Below are 18,542 nucleotides of genomic sequence, written 5' to 3'. Positions count from 1 at the left end.
GGTCAGTTCTCCCGGTGGGTGTCGGCGGGGCGGATGAGGAGGCTGCCGCTCGGGTGCACCGCAGCCGTGTGCCCGGGCAGCACGAGCGTGGTGGAGTCCATCTCGGTGATGATCGCCGGACCGGGCACGACGTTGCCCGCTCGCAGCAGGGCCCGGTCGTAGATGCCGGCTTCCACTTCGGCGCCCTCGACCCAGATGCGGTGGTGGGCCCGCATTGCGCGGCTCGGGTCCGCGTCACCATGCTCCAGCGCGAGCGCGGCGACCTGGGGCCGGGGACCGTGAGCGGTGGCCCGGACGGTCACCAGCTCGTGTTCGGCATCGAGAACGAAGGAGAACAGTCGTTGGTGATCGGCGTCGAACGCCGACCGCAGGGCCGCGAGCCCACCGCCGGTCCCGTCGAAGGCGTCGATGTCGACTGCCACCGGGATCTCGAAACCCTGTCCGTGGTAGCGCAGGTCGGCGGAGTAGACGACGTGCTGCTCATCCTCGGGGACGCCCTGCTCACTGAGCGTGGAGCACGCCTTGCTCGCGAGTTCGGTGAGCACCGCGCGAAGGCTTTCGTCGGTCATTTCGTTGAAGCGGCGCACCAACGTCCGCACTGACTCGTCGCGCAGATTGGTCGTCGCGTCGCCGTAGGCGCACAGCACTCCCGGCGACGGCGGAATGATCACCGGCCAGGCCCCGGTCAGTCTGCCGAGAGCGTTGGCGTGCAACGGGCCGGCGCCACCGAAGGCCACCAGCGCGTAGTCGCGCGGGTCGAAGCCCTGCTGCACCGACACCAGCCGCAACGCCCCGAACATGTTCTCGTTGACGATGTCGATGATGCCCGCGGCGGCGGCCTCGACCGACTCCAGCCCGGTGGCGTCGGCGATCGACTTCACCGCCGCTCGTGCCGCCGCACGGTCCAGCGTGATCTCGCCACCGGCCAGATCGGTGGGCAGGTAGCCGAGCACCACGTTTGCGTCGGTCACCGTCGGCTGCTCACCGCCCGCCGCGTACGCGGCCGGACCGGGTGCGGCACCGGCCGACTGCGGCCCTACCCGGAGCGCCTGGGTCAGCGGCGGTACGTGGGCGATGGATCCGCCGCCGGCACCCACGGTTCGTACGTCGACTGAGGTGGCGCGGACCTTGAGGTCCCCGACCGTGGTCTCCCGACCCACCCGCGGCGTGAGCCCCTGAACCAGGGCGACGTCGGTGGAGGTGCCGCCCATGTCGAAGGTCAGGAAGTCCGGGTAGCCGGCCTGCTCCGCCACCCAGGTCGCGCCGGTAACCCCGCCGGCAGGGCCGGACAGCAGCAGGTTCACCGGGTTGTCCGCGGCGACGGCTGCGGAGACCAGACCACCGTCGCTGCGCAGGATGCACAGCCGGCCGTCCACCCCGGACTCGCGCAGCTGCGCCTCAAGGTTGGCCACGTAGCGCGCCACCTGAGGCTGCACGGCCGCGTTCGCGACGGTGGTGATGGTCCGCTCGTACTCGCGAAGCTCCGGCAACACCGAAGACGACAGCGACACCGGTACGCCCGGAAGCTCCTCGGCGGACAATTCGGCCACCCGGCGCTCGTGCTGCGGGTTGGCGTAGGAGTTGATCAGGCTGACGCTCAACGCCTCGATGCCCTGCGCGCGGAGCTTGCGCAGCTTCGTACGGACGTCAGCCTCGTCGAGTTCGGTCACCACCGCACCGTCGGCGCCGATCCTGCCGACGACCTCCACGGTGTCCTCCAGCGCCGCCAGCGGCTCCGGCTTCGGCCAGATGATCCAGCCGGCCAGGCCACCTGGCACGAAGGAACGGGCGATCTGGAGCACCTGCCGGAAGCCGTCGGTGGTGACCAGCCCAACCCGGGCGCCCTTGCCCTCGAGGATCGCGTTCGTGGCGACCGTGGTGCCGTGGAACACCTCAGTGATCTCCGACATGGGCACGCCGGCGGCCTCGCAGGCCCGCTCGATGCCACGCAGCACCCCGATGGACTGGTCCTCGGGCGTGGAGGAGGTCTTGGCCCGGTATGTCTCTCCGGTCGCCTCGTCGATCAGCAGGATGTCGGTGAACGTTCCCCCCACGTCCACGCCGAGTCGGTAGGTCATGGTTCCTCCTCAGATGACGCCGGCAGAACGCAGCGACGCCATCGCGTCGTCGCCGAGCCCCAGCAGGTCGCGATAGATGTCCTCGTTGTGCTCACCGAGCTCGGGGCCGACGTGCCGGACCCGGCCCGGGCTGTCAGAGAGCTTGGGTACGACGTTGTGCATGGCGAACTCCCCGAGACCGGGGTGGGTCAGCCGGACGATCGCCTCCCGCGAGGCGAAGTGTGGGTCCTCGAGCATGTCCCGGGCCCTGAAGATGCGGCCTGCCGGAACGCCACGGGCGTGCAGCCGTTCGAGCAGATCGTCGGCCGCGAGCGTCGAGCTCCATTCGGCGACCAGGCCGTCCAGCTGCTCCATCCACCGGCCTCGGGCGCCGTGGGTGGCGTACTTCTCGTCGGTGGCCAGCTCCACCCGCCCCATCGCCTCGGCGAGCCGGCGGAAGACCGTGTCCTGGTTCGCCGCGATCAGCACCATCTCGCCGTCGGCCGTCGGGTAGACGTTGCTCGGGGACACGTTCGGAAGGGTCGTTCCGGTCCGCTCCCGCTGGTAGCCGGCGATCTGGTACTCGGGGATGAGCGACTCCATCATCGCCAGCACGGCCTCGTAGATGGCTGAGTCCACCACCTGGCCTCGGCCGGTACGTCCGCGCTGGTGCAGCGCCACCAGGGTGCCCAGGCAGGCGAACGTCGCCGCCAGCGAATCGCCGAGAGAGACGCCGGCCCGGGCCGGAGGGCGATCGGGGTCGCCGGTCACGTACCGAATTCCGCCCATCGCCTCACCGATCGATCCATATCCGGCACGTGACGAGTACGGGCCCGTCTGCCCGAAGCCAGTCACGCGGGTGACGATCAGGCCGGGGTTGATCTCCCACAGCCGCTCCGGGGCCAACCCCCAGCGCTCCAACGTGCCGGGCCGGAAGTTCTCGATCAACACGTCCGCCCTCGCGACGAGCTGACGTACCAGATCCTGACCCTGCTCGGTCCGCAGATTCGCGGTCACGGACTTCTTGTTCCGCGCCACCACGGGCCACCAGAGCGACTTGCCGTACGGCTTCTCGCGCCCCCACTGCCGCATGGGGTCGCCCTGACCCGGGTCCTCGACCTTGATCACCTCGGCGCCGAAGTCACCCAGGAGTTGACCGCAGAACGGCCCCGCCAGCAGCTGCCCGAGCTCGATCACCCGGATGTCGTCAAGCGGCAGTGGAGTGCTCATGAACCCCTCAATCAACGTCTCTTTGCATGCAATTCACAGGTCTGTGACTGTCGCTACAGCAGGTTGTGCTGGGAAAGTAGGCCCCTGCTACCCGGGTGTCAATGCCCTGTAGAGAGATTGCATACAACCCACCGTGTTGCTACGGTGCCGAGCATCATGAGTGACCACACGCCGCTGCGGGAGGCCGACAACGGCCACGCCGCCGACGATGCCTATCGGCTGATCCGGGAACAGATCCTGTCCGGGCAACGGTCGGCCGGCGCGTGGCTCCGTGAGGGCGAGTTGGCCGAGTCGATCGGGGTGAGTCGGACGCCCGTCCGGGAGGCGCTCAGACGGCTGACCGCGGAGGGTTTGGTCCGCCACGAACGCAACCGTGGCGTGCAGGTCCAGGCGTGGAGCATCCACGATCTCGACGAAATCTTCAGCCTGCGGTCCGTGCTCGAGCCGTGGGGCTGCCGACTGGCGGCGACCACGGGCACCATCGACGTGGACGCGCTCGACGCGCTGGCCCACCGGATGGACGAGGTGGCGCCGGACGGACGACCGACCGATGTGGACGAGCTCACCGAGCTGAACAACCGGTTCCACCGGATGATCCTCGAGGCGTCCGACAACAGCCGACTGGCCGGTGTCGTCTCCTCGGTGATCCAGATGCCGCTCGTCTGGCGTACCTTCTCCCGCTACAGCCCGGACGCGCTGCGCCGTAGCCTCGCTCACCACCACGAGCTGGTGGCGGCCCTGGCCGCGCCCGACCCCGACTGGGCGGAGTCCGTTATGCGCAGCCACGTACGCGCGGCATGGCATTCCATCCGGCTGCGAGAGGGCGGCGACCGGGCGCCCGGCCCGGAACTGCCGAACCAGGTCAGCACAACCGCAGGTCACCCGCCACTCTGATCATGTGGTCGGGTTCAGCGATCGCGCGAATGGGCCTCGACACACGTGACGTGGTCCAGGGCCACGGGTCAGGGCTGGGTCGACGAAAACAACCTGCTCATCGGGCAGGGTCACACACGTCGAACCGGTCTTCAACCGGACGATCTTCAAGGTGCAACCTCGGGGAGGAGGGGAAATGGGCCGTGACGATGAGCGCTCGTCGCGACAGGAGCATCCGGCGCGTCTGGCTCAGGTGCATGTGCTGCGCGAGATAGTGCCGGATGCGGCATTCGCCGCAGCAGTCACAGGGACTTCCGGAGGCAGACGGCCGGCTTACGATGGGTCCGGGCTCATCCCTGACTATTGGGCGCATCACCTCGCGCTCACGATCTTGGAGGTAGCTTGAAGCTCTTGCTTACGTCCGGCGGAATAACGAACCCAAGCATCCACTCGGCGCTCCTGCAGCTTCTCGGTAAGCCGGTCTCCGAGTGTCGCGCCCTTTGCGTTCCGACAGCACAGTGGGGTCACCCGATGTGCGGACCGGCATCGGTGCGGGGCTTCGTGGCCGCCGAACCCGCGCGCGATTGGCAGTACCTGTCCGGCCTGGGCTGGGCTTCGCTCGGTGTCCTCGAGCTCACGGCGCTGCCCAGCATCGGCGCAGAGCGATGGATTCCCTGGGTCCGAGAGACCGATGTGCTGCTGGTCGACGGTGGCGACGCGACGTACCTGTGTCACTGGATGCGAGAGTCCGGACTGGCCGATCTGCTGCCCTCGCTGTCCGACACCGTCTGGGTGGGAGTGAGCGCGGGAAGCATGGTGATGACGCCCCGGATCGGGGCGTACTTCGTCGAATGGCCGTCGGCGCCGGACGACCGAGCCTTGGGAGTCGTCGACTTCTCGATCTTCCCGCACTTGAACCTTTTCCCCTCAAACACCCTGGCCGACGCCGAGCGGTGGGCGGCCGACATCGGCGTCCCGGCCTACGCCATCGACGAACAAACCGCTATCAAGGTCGTCGACGGCTCCGCCGAAGTGGTTTCTGAAGGGCAGTGGACGAAGTTCGGATGATCGTCGCCTCGGCGGCCATCCGGATCCGCGATCCGATCGCTACCGGATGCCGCACCTTTCGTACACGCTCGTCAGTACGCCCAAGGCGATGGGCCTTGCTTCAAGACGTGCACGCCGAGCTCTGCGTCGGTCGGCCACATCGTGAGTTGGTACTCCAGATGATCCCCGACACCTTCCAGATCGCACCTGACCGGCCGGCGGTCCGTCTGCGCGTAGACCACCCGAACCCGGTATCGACCTGCCGGCAGCGGCACAGGTTCAAACTCGTTCGGAAGCTCCGTAGCACCGGTCACTGCCATCTTCCCTGAGGGCAACAGAACATCTGCTTCGACGACGTGGTCGAAGGCGTCGAGAGATTCAACCTCAGGAGGCGTGTTCAAGAGCGTCACCGTCACCGGTACGTAGTCGTAGCGGGCCGTTCCCACCACGATGCAGTGACGCTCCACAGCGATGCGCCAGGTGTCATCGGCCCGGTCCCAGGTGTCTCCGTCAAAGACGTCCTCGGTCGCCTCCGCGTCCGCCCACCTGGCTGCCCGAAGGTACGACGGCTCGTCGCCCTCGACCCCACGCCAGCCCCGAACTCGTCGACCGATCAAGTACCGACCCGTGCGTCACCGTGCGACAGGCGATGGCAAGCAGCCCACTCCTCCCGGCACTGCGGATCGTCGCGCTTCTCAACGATCCTGAACTGGCCGAGGCCGCCGCGGCCGACCCGACCCTGACGGACGATCAGATGCAGCAGATCCTGGACAGGATGACCGCGGGCTAACACCAGACGACCGAGGCGTACGTTGCCGTCCGTCCCTGATGCCGCTACCAGATGATGATGCCGCCGTGTACCGCCTTGGCGCGCTCCACCGCGTGCCGCACGTTGGTCAGGTAATGGAGGATGCGATCCGCGTCGTATCCAGTCGCGGCGGATAGTTGCTCGACGTTCTCTGCCAGGAGTACGCACTCCTGCTCGAAGGCGTCGAGTTGGTCGGGCGGGACCTGGAGATTCCCATGGTTGTCCTTCGTGATGTCAGCAAGTTGCGGCAGGAACGTCGCGCCGAGACGCCGAGTGGCTGCGGAACCCCACAGCTCATAACGAAGACCTTCAGCTCCTACTCCGGTGCTGGTGCCCGGCGGATCCACGACGACGTCCCGACCGGCGTAGGCGTCGCCGTCCGGTATCCACACTGAGATATCGAGGCTCATCCGCACACTCCCGCCATGTATCGACTCACGGCTACTGTAAGCGACGGCCTGATGCGCTGATCTGCCGCTCCGGGTGGATTGGCGTAGATCACTGCTGGTGACGCGTGACGATGTGGCAACTACTCCTGCTTCCGCTTCCAGCGTTGTACCGACCATCAGCCCGTTCTGCAGGACGCGATGTCCGCCCTTCTTGGGCCGCTACCGTGTGCGCTGGCTGCAGACGTATGTCGCTACCAGCCCTCGACGGTGTCGCGGCGTCTGTCGGTCGTGGCCGGCGGGCGAATTGACCGGGACGCCGCCACCGCCGGCTCAAGTACCTGGCCCAAGCCGCAGGGATTCGGATGCCGAAGAAGCATCACCATGTGCTGCTGCACACGTTGTGACGACGATGCCGGCGCTGCACACGTTGGCGGCTTCATTGACCGCGTCCCGTCTGGCCGCCGACGAACTCGCGGCGGTGCTGGATGATCCTGAGCTCGGTGCGGTGGCCCCTACCGCGCTGGGTAGCGTCGGCGACCACCGAGTGGTGCCGCATCTGGTACAGCTGATGCTTTTCGACAGCGACGAGCCGCGCCTGGCTGAGGCGTTCAAGGCGGTTGCCCAGGCGAGCGCTGATCCGCAGGCGTCGGTGGCTGCCGCCCGGCAAATTTTGGCAGCGGCGCCGGATTCGTGCTCGCCGGCTCTGCCGATGCGGGTGCTGGCCGCGTTCGGTCCGGCTGCTGCTGCCCCTCCGGAACATGATCAGCAGCTCACGGCTTTAGCCGATGTGGGTGCGTCACTACTGTGGCCCGCCAGGCTGAGTGCTGGTGTTCCGTGAGACGCCGGTTGATGCATCGACGCCGGCGAATCGCGGCCAGGTCCGCCTCCGGTATGCCCAGTGCGCCTGCGATTTCACGGACGAGGGCAGGGTGCGGATTGTGCCACCCCGTTCGCGCCACCATCAGGGTCCCGTAGGCCGAGACCATCGCGGCTCTGAGCGGCCGGTGCGAACCGTGGATCGGGGAGCAGATTGGGAGCAACAGGGTGCCCTGAACGGCCTTGAACTGCGCCCAACGGCGTCGAACGTCGCTCAACTGCACCCGCCCCTGCCTGCGGCTCCACGTTGCTCAGCGGAGCAGGCCGCGGGCCTGATGGATGCTCTCGGTATCGAGTACTACGCCGTGGTGGGTCACTCCATGGGCGGTGCCGTGGCGCTGGCGTTGGCGGCCGCGCGCCCCCAGCAGGTCACCCGTGTCGTGGCGGTCTCGACGATGGGCACCCCCGGGGCGCCGCTGTCCGCCGAGCTCGACGCGGTCTGGGCCGCCCCCGCCGGCCCGCTCGGGGCACGAGACATGCTGAGTCGCCTCGTCCTCGACCAAGCGCTCGTGACCGATTCGGCCGTCGATGCCCGTGCAGCTGCGATGCGAACGGGGGCGGCCGCATTCGCGTCGCTGTTCCCTCCACCCAGGGCACGATGGGTCGACGACCTCACCCTCTCGGCGCAAACGCTGGCAGCGATCCGCGCGCCCGTGCTGCTCGTTCACGGCGCCGAGGACCGAGTCACCCCGCTCGGGACGGCAGCCCAGCCCCTGCTCGAACACCTGGCCGATGTCCGTCTGCACGTGCTCGGCCGATGCGGGCACGTGCCGGCGATCGAGCACCCGCACGAGTTCAGGCAGCTGCTGTCGTGCTTCCTCCGCCGGGACCGAGGTCACTAGTTGCTGCGGTAGGTCCGCAGCCTGTCGCGGGACTGTCCCGGACCGCCACGTGAGTGAGTGGTCCGGGGCGCAGCGGCGCCCCGGACCACTCGGGCCGGCTCCGCCGGTGTGCGACGGAGTAGCGGTCTCTCAGGTCACCCGCAGCGTTGACCGTTGAGGTTGAAGGCGGTTGGCGCCGGATTGGTGCCGGTCCACGTGCCGTTGAAGCCAGTGCTGGTGGACGCGCCGGGGCTGAGTTTGCCGTTCCAGCTCATGCTGTCCGCGGTGACGCTCGTTCCGTTCTGTTTCCAGGTGGCCGACCAGCCCTGGCCGACCTTCTGGCCGGCGGTAGGGAAGTCGAAGGCGAGCTTCCAGCCGTCGATCGCGGTGGTGCCGGTGTTCTTGATCGTCACGGTCGCGGTGAAGCCGCCCGGCCAACTGTTCGCTGTGTAAGCGACCGTGCAGCCGCCGGTCGGGGCGGTGGGCGCGGTCCGCACGGTCAGGCCGGGCGAGGCCGCCGAGACGTTGCCCGCCGCGTCGCGGGCGGTTACCACGAAGGTGTACGGGGTGTCCGGTGTCAGCCCGGTCACGGTGTACGTGGTGCCGGTGGCGCTGCCCACCTTCACGGTGCCGGTGGTAGCGACCCGGTGCACGTCGTATCCGGTGACCGCGGTGTCGTCGGTGGACGGCGTCCAGGCCAGCGCGACGCTGCCGCCGGTGATCGTGGCGGCGGTCGGCTTGCCCGGGGCGGTCGGCGCCTGGGTGTCGCCGGGCGTGGTGCCGCGCGGCAGCACCAGGTGGGTGATCGAGTTGGCCGGGAAGGTGGCCGTGAGGCCGCTGGCGGTCACCGGCTGGTCGGCCTCCCGGACGACGCCGGAGAGGTCCGCCCCGCTGTAACGGTAGACCTGGGCGGTGCTGGCGGCGGCGCCGGTGAGGGCGACCGGGCTGGTCAGGTCGTCGCCGGTTTTGTTGACCACGACCAGGGTGAGTGCCTTGTCGGCGCTGCGCTCGGCGGCGTACACCGCCAGCCTGCCCTGGTCGGCGCTGGTCGCCTTGACGGAGGTCTCGCCGAACGCGCCGCCCTTGCCGTCGTAGTTGCGGTAGATGCGGAAGGCGTTGGCCACCGGCTGATCGGCCTCGGGTGCGGTCCAGAGGGTGGCCAGGTCGAGCCCTTCGCGGCCGAAGATGCCGAGTACGTCGGCCTGGGCGAGCGCGCCGTTGAGCGACCCGTGGCCGCCCCAGTTGTACTCGGTCATCGCGATCTTCGTGCCCGGGTAGTGCTGGTCGACCAGCTCGCGCAGGCGCGGGATGAACCGGACCGGGCTGTTGATCCAGCTCTCGTCCACGTAGGTCGGGTCCCAGAGCTGGCGGGTCGAGCGCAGTCGCAGCGCCTGGGTGTCGGCGTCGCCGGCCGCGTCGCCGAACACGCCGGACTGCTGCGGGTAGAGGTGAACGTCGAAGTAGTCGAGGATGCGGGTGCCGTGCTGCTGCTCGTACTCGCGCATCCGGTCGAGGTACCACGGGCCGAGGTCCTGGCCACCGTGCGCGGCCTTGTCCGGCGGGTTCGACCAGCAACCGGTGCGCGAGCAGGTGTCCTGGTCGAGGCCCGAATAGAAGATCGAGTTCAGGCCCCAGCCGACGGGACCGAGCATCTTCGCGCCGGGGTCGACAGCCTTGATCGCGGCGGCGTACTCGTAGGTGCGGTCGCGTAGCTCGTCGTAGCCCAGCCCGGTCGGGCGGACGTCGCGGTGGGTGGAGTGCCACAGGTCCGGCTCGTTGTCCAGGTTGTAGAACTGGACCCCACCGTCGGCGGCGGCGCCAAACTGCCCCTTGAGGTGGGTGACGAAGTCGGCTGCGTACCCGGGACCGACGGCGACGCTGGTGTCCTCCGGATCGTTGCCGGTGACCGGAGACCCGTCCGGCTTCTTGCCGTTGCCGCAGTCCGGTGCCCAGGGGTCGGTGGACTCCTGCGGGCCGTACTTGGCGACGCTGAAGCCACACGCCCGCGACCGGTCCTTGGCGATCCAGCCGAGCATCGGCACTGTCATGACCGTGGCGGCGCCAGTGGCCCTGTTCTGCTGCACGAACCGGTCGGTCTCCGAGCCCTCGGGGAGGTCGGCCGGACTCGGGTTGTCGTTGGGGATGTTCTCGAAGTACCAGTCCGACGCGCGGTTGGTGGTGTCGGCACGGAAGTTGTAGCGGGTGGTGGCGTTGCCGCCGTAGCGGTGCACCGGCAGCCGCAGGTCGCGGGCGAGGGCCTGGTCGGCGAAGTTCATGCCGTAGACGTACGGGCTGATCTGGTGCCGGGCGGCGGTGGTGTCGACCGCCAGCGCCGGGCCGGCTGCGGCCAGGGCGGGCTCCGGCAGGGCCAGACCGCCGAGGGCCGTGGCGAGCACGACCGGGAGGAGAGCTGTGGTGGGACGCACGAGCATTCCTTTCGAATAGGAGCTCGATGGGAGCGCTTCCACAGGATTGCGCTTTCCTGGCTACGAGTCAACGCCGGAAGACTCCTCGCCGTCCTGGCCCCTATCCGCGAGCGCACGTCTGACGCGGGGGAGTGGCTGGTTGTCGAGGACGAGGCCCCGCAAGCGGTCCGCCCAAAGACGCTTGTCGCGTACGGACGCAAGTCAGCCTCCATAGCGATCATCGACATCTCTCGCTACGATCCGATATCGACAGATCACTGAGCGTCAATGTCGGCTGTTCGTGAGCGCTGAACACCGGCAATCCGGCGCCGCTACGAATGTGGTGCCGGCCCGAGGATCACGCCGTCTCGACGAAGGGAATCCGGATGACGGAGAGCGCGCAGACCACCGAGAGCCGAACCGTTCCGCCCGCGCGGCCGTACCCGTTCAGTGTGCCCGACCGCCTCGTCGTCGATCCGACCTACGGCGAGCTGCGCGAGAACGAGCCGATGACCCGGGTAAAGCTCCCCTACGGTGAGGAGGCGTGGCTCGCCACCCGGTATGAGGACGTGCGTACGGTCCTCGGCGACGTGCGGTTCGGCCGCGCCCCGGCCGTCCAGCGCGACGAGCCTAGGCTCACCCCGCGCCAGCAGTACACCGGCATGCTGACCATGGACCCGCCCGATCACACTCGGCTGCGCCGGCTGGTGGCTAAGGCGTTCACGGCACGTCGGGTGGAGGCGCTGCGCCCCCGAACCCAGGAGATCGCCGACGCACTGGTCGACGACATGGTCCGGCTCGGCCCTCCGGCCGACCTGGTGGAGCACGTCGCCACGCCGCTGCCGATCCAGGTGATCTGCGAGCTGCTCGGGGTCCCGTACGCCGACCGCGACCGCTTCCACACCTGGTCCGAGGCAATCGTCTCGACCACCTCGCTGCCCCTGGAAATGATCCAGGAGTACCTGAACAATCTCTGGGGCTACATCGGTGATCTGGTTGCCGAGCGCCGCCGCGAGCCAGGGATCGACGACCTGCTCGGCGCGTTGGTGCGGGCCCGCGATGAGAATGAGGATCGGCTCAGCGAGACCGAGCTGGTGGAGCTGGCCGGAGGGCTGCTCGCGGCCGGCCACGAGACCACGGTGACCCAGATCCCCAACTTCATCTATGTCCTGCTGCACAATCCGGACCAGCTCGCTCGGCTGCGGGCCGACCCGTCGCTGGTGCCGGCTGCGGTCGAGGAACTGTTGCGGTACGTACCGCTCGGTGTTGGTTCCTCCTTCGCCCGGTACGCCAAGGAGGACGTCGAGGTCGGCGGGGTGCTGGTCCGGGCAGGTGAGCCGGTTCTCGGCTCACTGTCATCGGCGAACCGGGACGGTACCGTCTTCGCCGACCCGGACCGGCTGGATCTCGAGCGTGAGCAGAACCCGCACCTGGGCTTTGGGCACGGCGTACACCACTGCGTCGGCGCGCAGCTGGCCCGCATGGAGTTGCAGGTCGCCGTCGCCACCCTCGTGACTCGCCTGCCCGGACTGCGGCTCGCCGTACCGGAAGCCGAGCTGGAGTGGAAGCGCGGCATGCTGGTGCGGGGCCTGCTCGGCATGCCGGTGGCCTGGTGAGTACCGCGTGGCGGATCGGAGTGGACTCGCGCCGCTGCATCGGCACGAGCATCTGCGCCGGTACCGCGCCCGAGCACTTCCGCCTGGTCGGCGGCCTGTCCGCGCCGCTGGCCGACTCCGTCGCCCCTGCCGAGGTCATCCTCGACGCCGCCGACTCGTGCCCGGTGGAGGCGATCACGGTCCGCGACGCCACCGATGACCGGCTGATCGCGCCGCAGGAGTGACCCGGAACGAGCCCGGCCCGAGTCACATGACGGCAGCTCTCGGAATATCCATTGCCATCCGAGCGGCGCAGCGCCTACTTTGAATGAGCAAGGCAGTCCCGACCAACCCAAGGAGTTCCCCGTGTTGCAGTACGCCTATGCCGAAACCACGCGGTTCATGCCGCGCGGCGGTGTCGTGCTGCCATCGATTGGGCGAGCCCACGATCTGTGCGCGAGTGAGCAGAACTGGAAGCCGGGGTGGCGGCGCGAATAGCGCCAGCGCAAGCTGCGAAGCCGCCCACCCCGACAGGGATAGGGCGGCTTTCTCGTTACTGGAACAACTTCAAAGAGGTGTAGCTCAACTGGTAGAGCACCGGTCTCCAAAACCGAAGGTTGCAGGTTCGAGTCCTGCCGCCCCTGCTTTTCGTCCCGGCTGCGGTCGGCGGCATTGCAGATTCTCAACTCCACAGTGGATGGCATAAGCAATACCCCGGCCGGCGCTTGGCATGGGCCGGCCGGGGGCACTACCTCCGGGACGAGGGAGACGGCTGACCCGCTCGCTTTGGGAGCGAGAGACACGGGGTTCGACACCCCGGTCCCGGACCATGGGGTTGTAGCTCAGTTGGTAGAGCGCGACGTTGCCAACGTCGAGGTCGCCCGTTCGATCCGGGTCAGCCGCTCCAAGCACCGCCGGCCACGAGATAAAGGAGGGCCCGCTGGACGCCGTTCTCGTCCTCAACGCCGATCTGGGACCGCTGCACCGGGTCCCGATCAAACACGCGACCCGGATGCTCATGCGCCAGGTCGCCGAGATCCACGAAGCCGAACCCCGACCGGCGATGCGGGGAACTGGGTTTGAATCCTGGCCTGGGAGCCACCGCAGGGCGCGTAAGCGGGTCGGTACAGGGTTGGGTGCACCCATCGGCGGCGGTGAACCGGAAGGGAACCCTGCCGCGAACATGCCCTCGTAGCCCAAAGGAAGAGGCGCGGTCGTGAGGCGGCCGTAGTTGCACGTTCGACTCGTGTCGAGGGCACCAAGCCGGCGTAGCTCACACCGGGCCAGAGCACCGACCTTGTAACTCGGAGGCAGCCGGTTCGAGTCCGGCCGCCGGCTCCACACTCGGGCGCGTCCCCTCGCAGGCGAGGACGCCAGGGAGAAGGCAGATTTGTCGCGCCCCTGCCGGTGATCCGTCGGCGAACCGGCGGCACCGTCCCGGCTCGCGAGGACCCGCCGGGCCGTGCCAGCGCAGCACGACTGGCGGTGCGCGCCCCTCGTAAGGGCGAGGTAGGGCGTTCGAGCCGCCCCGCTGGCTCTCCATGCCGACGTAGCTCAACGGCAGAGCATCCGGCTCATAACCGGAGGGCCCCCGGATCGACACCGGGCGTCGGCACCACGCGCTCGTGGTGGAACTCAGGTAGACACGCACGGCTCAGACCCGTGTGCCGAAAGGCGTGGGGGTTCGACTCCCCCCGAGCGCACGCAAGGCCGAAGGGGAGTGGAGCCGCCGCCCTGGGGACCCAGGGAGAACTGGTTCGACTCCGGACGGCCGCGCGATGGGGTCGTAGCTCAGTTGGTAGAGCGCTGCTTTTGCAATGCAGAGGCCGGCGGTTCGATTCCGCCCGATTCCACTCACCGGCTGCTGGCCGGTCCCATGCTGGCGTAGCTCAGCGGCTTGAGCACCTCGTTGTCAGCGAGGCGGTCGCGGGTTCGAGTCCCGCCGTCAGCGCCATGGAGAGGTCGCCTAGTCCGGCCGATGGCACCGCGTTGCTAACGCGGAGCGGGTAACACCGCCGAGGGTTCGAATCCCTCCCTCTCCGCCATGTCGTCGTGGCCAAGCTGGTTAAGGCACTGCGCTGATAACGCAGAGATCGTGGGTTCAACTCCCTCCGACGACACGATGCCCCCGTGGCTCAGCGGATAGAGCACCAGATTACGGATCTGGGGGTCGCGCGTTCGAATCGCGCCGGGGGCACGCATCGGGATGTAGCGCAGTCGGTAGCGCGCCGGTCTGGGGGACCGGAGGCCGTCGGTTCGAGCCCGGCCATCCCGACTCATGGTGAGGCCACCCGATAGGTGACGGGCGCCGCCTCGAAAGCGGACAGGGTCGCAAGGCCTTGGGGGTTCGACTCCCTCCCTCACCGCCAAGCGCCGCTAGCTGAGTGGCTTAGCACCGGACTCTTAATCCGGGGACCGGAGTTCGATCCTCCGGCGGCGTACCAACTTGCCCCGCCAGCTCAGCGGACAGAGCACCGCTCTCCTAAAGCGGGTGTCACTGGTTCGAGTCCAGCGCGGGGCGCAGCACGATGCCGCCGGCGCCTGATGGCCGGGCTCCGGACTTTTAATCCGGACTGCGGGGGTTCGATTCCCTTCGGCGGCACTTGCGGGGTAGAGGAGTTCGGTCGTCCTCGCCGGCCTCATAAGCCGGACATCGCGGGTTCGAATCCCGCCCCCGCTCCCGCCCCGGTAGCTCAGCGGGAGAGCGTCGGCTCGACAAGCCGAAGGCCGTTGGTTCGACACCAGCTCGGGGTACGCAGACGCGCGTTCGGTTGTGGGTCGGCCCTAGCCTTTCAAGCTGGTGAAGCGGGTGCGAGTCCCGCACGCGCGACCATTCCGGCGTCGCCCAATCGGTAGGGCAGCGGACTGTTAATCCGTACAGGTACTGGTTCGAGTCCAGTCGTCGGAGCAATGGAGGGGTCCCGGCGGTCTCGGGGACACCGTTGGAAACGGTGTAGGGGGCGGAAGCCTCCTCGTGGGTTCGAATCCCACCCCTTCCGCGCATGCCCGCGTAGCTCAACGGGAGAGCACCTGGTCCACACCCAGGGGGTCGGAGGTTCGACACCTTCCGCGGGCACTGGCCTTCAGGCCGAAGTTGTGGCTGTAGCTCAGCGGTAGAGCGCCGGTTTGTGGCACCGGAGGACGAGGGGTCAGCACCCTCCAGTCACCCCAAGGGAGTGCGCCACCGATGGTGAGGTGGGCCGGGTTGTAACCCCGGTGCGTTCGCGCTCAGGGAGTTCGAATCTCTCCACTCCCACGCATGCCCGTGTAGCTCAGGGGACAGAGCACCAGCTTCCGGAGCTGGGTGTCGGGGGTTCGATTCCCTCCGCGGGCGCTTCTGCCTGGTCGTGTGCCCGAGTGGTGAGGGAACGGTCTGCAAAACCGCGTACGCCGGTTCGATCCCGGTCACGGCCTCGACTGCCATCCACTGCGGATGACGGCACCCCTGAGGACGGCACCTGGTTTCCGCACTCATCACTGGTAGACGATGAGGGTCGGGATCGCGGCGATCAGGGCGGCCGCGGCGATCATGTTCTGGTTGGCCACGAACTGCCCCTGCAGGTTCGCGAGAGCGGGGCGGCACAGCGGCGGGGTGAGTCGCCAGAACCTGGTCCACACGCCCGCGCCGTCGACGACCGCGGCCTCGTCGAGTTCCTTCGGCAGGACCCTCATGTAGTTGCTGAGCACGAAGACGCAGAAGCCGAGTTGGAACGCGACGCTGGTAGGAGAGGTCAGGAGCGGCTGTAGACCCGCTTCGGGATGTTGTAGGCGAGGTCGGCGGCCGTCTCGATCGCTTCGTCCAGGTCCAGGTGATGTTCGGCGACCAGGCCTGCGAGGTAGCCGGCGTCGATGCGGCGGGCGAGGTCGTGTCGGGCCGGGATCGACGCGAACGCTCGGGTGTCGTCGACGAAGCCGGCGGTGTTGTAGAAGCCGGCGGTCTCGGTCACCGTGGAGCGGAACCGGCGTAGACCGTCGGGGCTGTCCAGGAACCACCATGGCGCGCCGAGCAGGACGGACGGATAGACACCCGCCAGCGGCGCCAACTCGCGGCTGTAGACGCTCTCGTCAACGGTGAAGAGGACCAGGCGCAGGGCGGGGTGCCGGCCGAATGCCTGCAGCAGGGGCCGCAGCGCCTGAGTGAACTCGACCGCGATCGGGATGTCGAAGCCGCGGTCCGGTCCGTAGCGCCGTAAGGCCTCGTCGTGGTGGTTGCGCAGCACACCGGGGTGTAGTTGCATGACGAGACCGTCGTCGCAGGACATCGCGGCCATCTGGAACAGCATGTGTGCGGCGAAGGCGGCCGCATCGGCCGCCGTGCAGCGTCCGGCCAGTGCGTCGGCGTAGATCCGGCGGGCGGTGGCGTCGGAGACAGGGGTGGTGTCGGCGGTCTGATGGCCGTGGTCGGTGGCGAGCCCGCCAGCGGCGACGAACGCCCGGCGACGGCTGCGCAGCGCCTCCAGGTAGCCGTCGTAGTCGCTGGTGTCGATGCCGGATCGGCGGCCCAGCGTGGTCACGTCGGCGGTCCAGCCGGGTCGGTCGAGGTGTACCAGGGCGTCGGGGCGGAACGTCGGGATCACCCGTGTGCCCCACCCGTCGGCGGCGAGACGAGCGTGGGCGTCGAGGTCGTCCAGCGGCGAGTCGGTGGTGGCGAGCACCTCGATGCCGAAGCGGTCGAACAGGGCTCGGGGGCGGAACTCGGGTGCGGCGAGCCGCTCCGACAACTCCTCGTAGAGCTGGTCGGCGGTCTCGGCGGACGGCACGGTCTTGACGCCGAACACCTCAACCAGCTCGTGGATGAGCCAGAAGCGTGACGGGGTGCCGCGGAACAGGTGCCAGTGTGAGCAGAACGTGCGCCAGATCGCGCGCGGGTCCGTCTCCGCACCCGGGCCGACACCGAGGGCCTCCAACGGCACCCCGGCGGCGTGGATCAGCCGGGTGACGTAGTGGTCGGGCGTGATGAGCAGGCGGGCCGGGTCGCCGAACGGCGGGTCGTCGGCGAGCAGCGCCGCGTCGACGTGGCCGTGCATGCAGACCAGCGGCAGCGACCGGGTGGTCTCGTAGACAGTACGGGCCAGTGTGCGGATCGTGGGATCCGGCGGCAGTGCGCGGTCGGCATCGAGGTGAAGCTGTTGCAATGTTAAGACTCCTCGCGCTTCGTGCCACAAACGTTCTCATCACTGTCTGCCAAGGACACACGTCCGTCAAGAGCTGGTGCGGGAAAGCCTTGACAAGGTTGCGCAAACGATTTCAGACTTCGAGCTGCAACCCGATCGAAGGAGCATCGTCGATGTCGGTGACGATCAAGGACGTCGCCCGTGCGGCGGGCGTATCGGCCTCGACCGTGAGCCGCGCCCTGACTGCGCCGGACCTTGTGCAACCGGAGACTCGCGTCCGGGTCGAACGGGCCGCCGCCGACCTGGGCTACCGGCCCAACCGTGCGGCACGGGGGCTGATCACCGGACGGACCGGCAACATCGGTCTGATCGTCCCTGACCTCACCAACCCGTTCTTCCCGGGCGTCGTCAAGGGCGTCCAGAGCCGGGCCCGCGAGGCGGACTTCTCGGTGTTCCTCGCCGACACGGACGAAGATCCGGCCGTCGAGGTCGGCCTGGTCCAAGCCCTGAGCAAGCAGGTAGACGGCATCGTGCTCTGCGCGCCGCGGATGACCGAGGAGGATCTGCGCTCCGTCGTCGGCGGGACGCCGATGGTGCCGATGGTCATGCTCAGCCGCAAGGTCGGACGGATCCCGTCCATCACCGTCGACAACGCCGAAGGCATTCGCCAGGCGGTCGCCCACCTGGCCGCGCTCGGTCACCGGCGGATCGCCTACGTCGCCGGGCCCAAGCTCTCATGGTCAAACCGCGAAAGAGCCCGGGCGCTGCGCGTGTCGACCGCCACCGCAGGCCTAGACCTGGTCGAGATCGGCAACGTCGCGCCCCAGTTCGCCGGAGGTGTCGCCGCCGCCGATCTGGTCCTTGCCGCAGGCGTCACCGCAGTCGTCGCCTACAACGACCTCGTCGCGCTCGGCCTGCTCAACTGGTTCGCCACCCGGGGCGTCAAGGTGCCCGAGGCGATCAGCGTCGTGGGCTTCGACGACATCGTGCTGTCCCAGATGGTCAGCCCCGCACTCACCACCGTCGCTCAACCACATGGGCAGCTCGGCCGCTCGAGCGTCGAGCTGCTGCTGCAACTGCTCGAGGACCCCGACCGTGCGGCTGTCGCACGGCGAGAACTTCTTCCACAGCTCATGGTCCGTCACTCGACGGGCCCGGCCGCCACCTCGTCATAGCGTGCATTTGAGAGGAACCATGATGTCCCTCAACCGAAGGCAGCTCATCGCAGCTGCGGCCGTGTTGACCCTGTCTCTGACCGCAGGGTGCGGCGCGCCGACAAAGTCCACGCCCGCTCCGGCGTCCACTAGAGAGCTCCCGCTGAAGCCCG

At 68.4% G+C, this 18,542-nt stretch carries 16 protein-coding genes, 27 tRNA genes and 1 pseudogene; 37 read left to right on the top strand and 7 right to left on the bottom strand.

Translation table 11 applies throughout. The features are described 5' to 3' along the window. Positions 1-2: 2 nt before the first annotated feature. The gene (locus PCA76_RS21705) at positions 3-2,078 is read right to left on the bottom strand and encodes a hydantoinase/oxoprolinase family protein (protein WP_272612308.1); all 2,076 of its coding nucleotides are present in this window, start codon (positions 2,076-2,078) and stop codon (positions 3-5) included. Between the two features lie 9 nt (positions 2,079-2,087). Next, complete coding sequence (locus PCA76_RS21700) at positions 2,088-3,287, bottom strand: CaiB/BaiF CoA transferase family protein (protein ID WP_272612307.1); 1,200 nt, start codon at positions 3,285-3,287, stop codon at positions 2,088-2,090. Positions 3,288-3,443: 156 nt separating this feature from the next. Here PCA76_RS21700 and PCA76_RS21695 point away from each other — a divergent pair, with 156 nt between their 5' ends. Together PCA76_RS21695 and PCA76_RS21690 are read left to right on the top strand one after the other, a co-directional pair. After that, entirely contained in the window at positions 3,444-4,181 is a 738-nt protein-coding gene (locus PCA76_RS21695) for a GntR family transcriptional regulator (protein WP_272612305.1), read from the top strand. Between the two features lie 381 nt (positions 4,182-4,562). Then, complete coding sequence (locus PCA76_RS21690) at positions 4,563-5,228, top strand: Type 1 glutamine amidotransferase-like domain-containing protein (RefSeq protein WP_272612304.1); 666 nt, start codon at positions 4,563-4,565, stop codon at positions 5,226-5,228. Positions 5,229-5,299: 71 nt separating this feature from the next. Here the strand turns inward: PCA76_RS21690 and PCA76_RS21685 are convergent, their stop codons facing one another. Further along, positions 5,300-5,824, bottom strand: a complete 525-nt coding sequence (locus PCA76_RS21685) for a hypothetical protein (RefSeq protein ID WP_272612303.1) — start codon at positions 5,822-5,824, stop codon at positions 5,300-5,302. Between the two features lie 32 nt (positions 5,825-5,856). On the opposite strand from PCA76_RS21685, the gene PCA76_RS21680 reads away from it, so the two are divergent. Then, on the top strand, positions 5,857-5,997 hold the full coding sequence (locus PCA76_RS21680; RefSeq protein ID WP_272612302.1) for a hypothetical protein: 141 nt from the start codon (positions 5,857-5,859) through the stop codon (positions 5,995-5,997). 44 nt (positions 5,998-6,041) lie between these two features. Here PCA76_RS21680 and PCA76_RS21675 read toward each other — a convergent pair whose 3' ends face one another. Continuing rightward, positions 6,042-6,425 (bottom strand): hypothetical protein, encoded by a 384-nt coding sequence (locus tag PCA76_RS21675; RefSeq protein WP_272612300.1) that lies wholly within the window; start codon positions 6,423-6,425, stop codon positions 6,042-6,044. Between the two features lie 388 nt (positions 6,426-6,813). Here PCA76_RS21675 and PCA76_RS21670 point away from each other — a divergent pair, with 388 nt between their 5' ends. Beyond that, on the top strand, positions 6,814-7,242 hold the full coding sequence (locus PCA76_RS21670; RefSeq protein ID WP_272612299.1) for a hypothetical protein: 429 nt from the start codon (positions 6,814-6,816) through the stop codon (positions 7,240-7,242). A gap of 175 nt (positions 7,243-7,417) precedes the next feature. Continuing rightward, entirely contained in the window at positions 7,418-8,122 is a 705-nt protein-coding gene (locus PCA76_RS21665; RefSeq protein ID WP_336298009.1) for an alpha/beta fold hydrolase, read from the top strand. A 134-nt stretch (positions 8,123-8,256) separates the two neighbouring features. Here PCA76_RS21665 and PCA76_RS21660 read toward each other — a convergent pair whose 3' ends face one another. Beyond that, positions 8,257-10,533 (bottom strand): glycoside hydrolase family 44 protein, encoded by a 2,277-nt coding sequence (locus PCA76_RS21660; RefSeq protein ID WP_272612298.1) that lies wholly within the window; start codon positions 10,531-10,533, stop codon positions 8,257-8,259. Between the two features lie 359 nt (positions 10,534-10,892). Between PCA76_RS21660 and PCA76_RS21655 the strand changes: the two genes are divergently transcribed. The 31 genes and pseudogenes from PCA76_RS21655 to PCA76_RS21505 all read left to right on the top strand — a co-directional run bounded on the left by PCA76_RS21655 (position 10,893) and on the right by PCA76_RS21505 (position 15,515). Next, on the top strand, positions 10,893-12,122 hold the full coding sequence (locus tag PCA76_RS21655) for a cytochrome P450 (RefSeq protein ID WP_272612297.1): 1,230 nt from the start codon (positions 10,893-10,895) through the stop codon (positions 12,120-12,122). Further along, positions 12,119-12,346, top strand: a complete 228-nt coding sequence (locus PCA76_RS21650; protein ID WP_272612295.1) for a ferredoxin — start codon at positions 12,119-12,121, stop codon at positions 12,344-12,346. The genes PCA76_RS21655 and PCA76_RS21650 overlap by 4 nt, the downstream gene beginning before the upstream one ends. A 121-nt stretch (positions 12,347-12,467) precedes the next feature. Then, entirely contained in the window at positions 12,468-12,599 is a 132-nt protein-coding gene (locus tag PCA76_RS21645; RefSeq protein WP_258395627.1) for a hypothetical protein, read from the top strand. 73 nt (positions 12,600-12,672) lie between these two features. Next, positions 12,673-12,745 (top strand) — tRNA-Trp (locus PCA76_RS21640). Between the two features lie 110 nt (positions 12,746-12,855). After that, a tRNA-Pro gene (locus PCA76_RS21635) sits at positions 12,856-12,931 on the top strand. Position 12,932: 1 nt separating this feature from the next. Further along, a tRNA-Gly gene (locus PCA76_RS21630) sits at positions 12,933-13,008 on the top strand. Between the two features lie 33 nt (positions 13,009-13,041). Next, positions 13,042-13,155 (top strand): annotated as a pseudogene (locus PCA76_RS21625) (HNH endonuclease); the annotation flags it as partial. Positions 13,156-13,286: 131 nt separating this feature from the next. Then, positions 13,287-13,362: transfer RNA gene (locus PCA76_RS21620), tRNA-Leu, on the top strand. A 1-nt stretch (position 13,363) separates the two neighbouring features. Further along, positions 13,364-13,442 (top strand) — tRNA-Thr (locus tag PCA76_RS21615). A 202-nt stretch (positions 13,443-13,644) separates the two neighbouring features. Continuing rightward, positions 13,645-13,719, top strand: a tRNA-Met gene (locus PCA76_RS21610). A 1-nt stretch (position 13,720) separates the two neighbouring features. Next, positions 13,721-13,804: transfer RNA gene (locus tag PCA76_RS21605), tRNA-Leu, on the top strand. A 77-nt stretch (positions 13,805-13,881) separates the two neighbouring features. Beyond that, positions 13,882-13,954: transfer RNA gene (locus tag PCA76_RS21600), tRNA-Ala, on the top strand. 25 nt (positions 13,955-13,979) lie between these two features. Beyond that, positions 13,980-14,055 (top strand) — tRNA-Asp (locus PCA76_RS21595). Position 14,056: 1 nt separating this feature from the next. Continuing rightward, positions 14,057-14,146 (top strand) — tRNA-Ser (locus tag PCA76_RS21590). Position 14,147: 1 nt separating this feature from the next. Then, a tRNA-Ile gene (locus PCA76_RS21585) sits at positions 14,148-14,221 on the top strand. A gap of 4 nt (positions 14,222-14,225) precedes the next feature. Beyond that, positions 14,226-14,298, top strand: a tRNA-Arg gene (locus PCA76_RS21580). Between the two features lie 5 nt (positions 14,299-14,303). Continuing rightward, positions 14,304-14,376, top strand: a tRNA-Pro gene (locus tag PCA76_RS21575). Positions 14,377-14,381: 5 nt separating this feature from the next. Next, positions 14,382-14,470: transfer RNA gene (locus tag PCA76_RS21570), tRNA-Ser, on the top strand. Position 14,471: 1 nt separating this feature from the next. Next, positions 14,472-14,545, top strand: a tRNA-Lys gene (locus PCA76_RS21565). Positions 14,546-14,549: 4 nt separating this feature from the next. Further along, positions 14,550-14,622: transfer RNA gene (locus PCA76_RS21560), tRNA-Arg, on the top strand. 9 nt (positions 14,623-14,631) lie between these two features. Beyond that, positions 14,632-14,703, top strand: a tRNA-Lys gene (locus PCA76_RS21555). A gap of 2 nt (positions 14,704-14,705) precedes the next feature. Further along, positions 14,706-14,781: transfer RNA gene (locus PCA76_RS21550), tRNA-Met, on the top strand. Positions 14,782-14,783: 2 nt separating this feature from the next. Then, positions 14,784-14,855: transfer RNA gene (locus PCA76_RS21545), tRNA-Val, on the top strand. Between the two features lie 6 nt (positions 14,856-14,861). Further along, a tRNA-Glu gene (locus tag PCA76_RS21540) sits at positions 14,862-14,934 on the top strand. A 1-nt stretch (position 14,935) separates the two neighbouring features. After that, a tRNA-Asn gene (locus tag PCA76_RS21535) sits at positions 14,936-15,009 on the top strand. Between the two features lie 4 nt (positions 15,010-15,013). Beyond that, positions 15,014-15,100, top strand: a tRNA-Ser gene (locus PCA76_RS21530). 5 nt (positions 15,101-15,105) lie between these two features. Beyond that, positions 15,106-15,177: transfer RNA gene (locus tag PCA76_RS21525), tRNA-Val, on the top strand. A 20-nt stretch (positions 15,178-15,197) separates the two neighbouring features. Beyond that, positions 15,198-15,272 (top strand) — tRNA-His (locus PCA76_RS21520). A 1-nt stretch (position 15,273) separates the two neighbouring features. After that, positions 15,274-15,357: transfer RNA gene (locus PCA76_RS21515), tRNA-Tyr, on the top strand. A 5-nt stretch (positions 15,358-15,362) separates the two neighbouring features. After that, positions 15,363-15,435: transfer RNA gene (locus tag PCA76_RS21510), tRNA-Arg, on the top strand. Between the two features lie 9 nt (positions 15,436-15,444). Then, positions 15,445-15,515 (top strand) — tRNA-Cys (locus PCA76_RS21505). 60 nt (positions 15,516-15,575) lie between these two features. Here PCA76_RS21505 and PCA76_RS21500 read toward each other — a convergent pair. Further along, positions 15,576-15,836 (bottom strand): ABC transporter permease subunit, encoded by a 261-nt coding sequence (locus tag PCA76_RS21500; protein ID WP_272619504.1) that lies wholly within the window; start codon positions 15,834-15,836, stop codon positions 15,576-15,578. After that, entirely contained in the window at positions 15,833-17,236 is a 1,404-nt protein-coding gene (gene uxaC, locus PCA76_RS21495) for a glucuronate isomerase (protein WP_272612294.1), read from the bottom strand. The genes PCA76_RS21500 and uxaC overlap by 4 nt, the downstream gene beginning before the upstream one ends. On the opposite strand from uxaC, the gene PCA76_RS21490 reads away from it, so the two are divergent. Next, on the top strand, positions 17,203-18,390 hold the full coding sequence (locus PCA76_RS21490) for a LacI family DNA-binding transcriptional regulator (protein WP_272612293.1): 1,188 nt from the start codon (positions 17,203-17,205) through the stop codon (positions 18,388-18,390). The genes uxaC and PCA76_RS21490 overlap by 34 nt on opposite strands. The last annotated feature ends 152 nt before the right edge of the window (positions 18,391-18,542 follow it).

Source organism: Micromonospora sp. LH3U1 (genome assembly GCF_028475105.1).
In the GTDB taxonomy this organism is placed as follows: Bacteria; Actinomycetota; Actinomycetes; order Mycobacteriales; family Micromonosporaceae; genus Micromonospora.
This window is presented reverse-complemented; position numbering and strand designations above follow the sequence as displayed.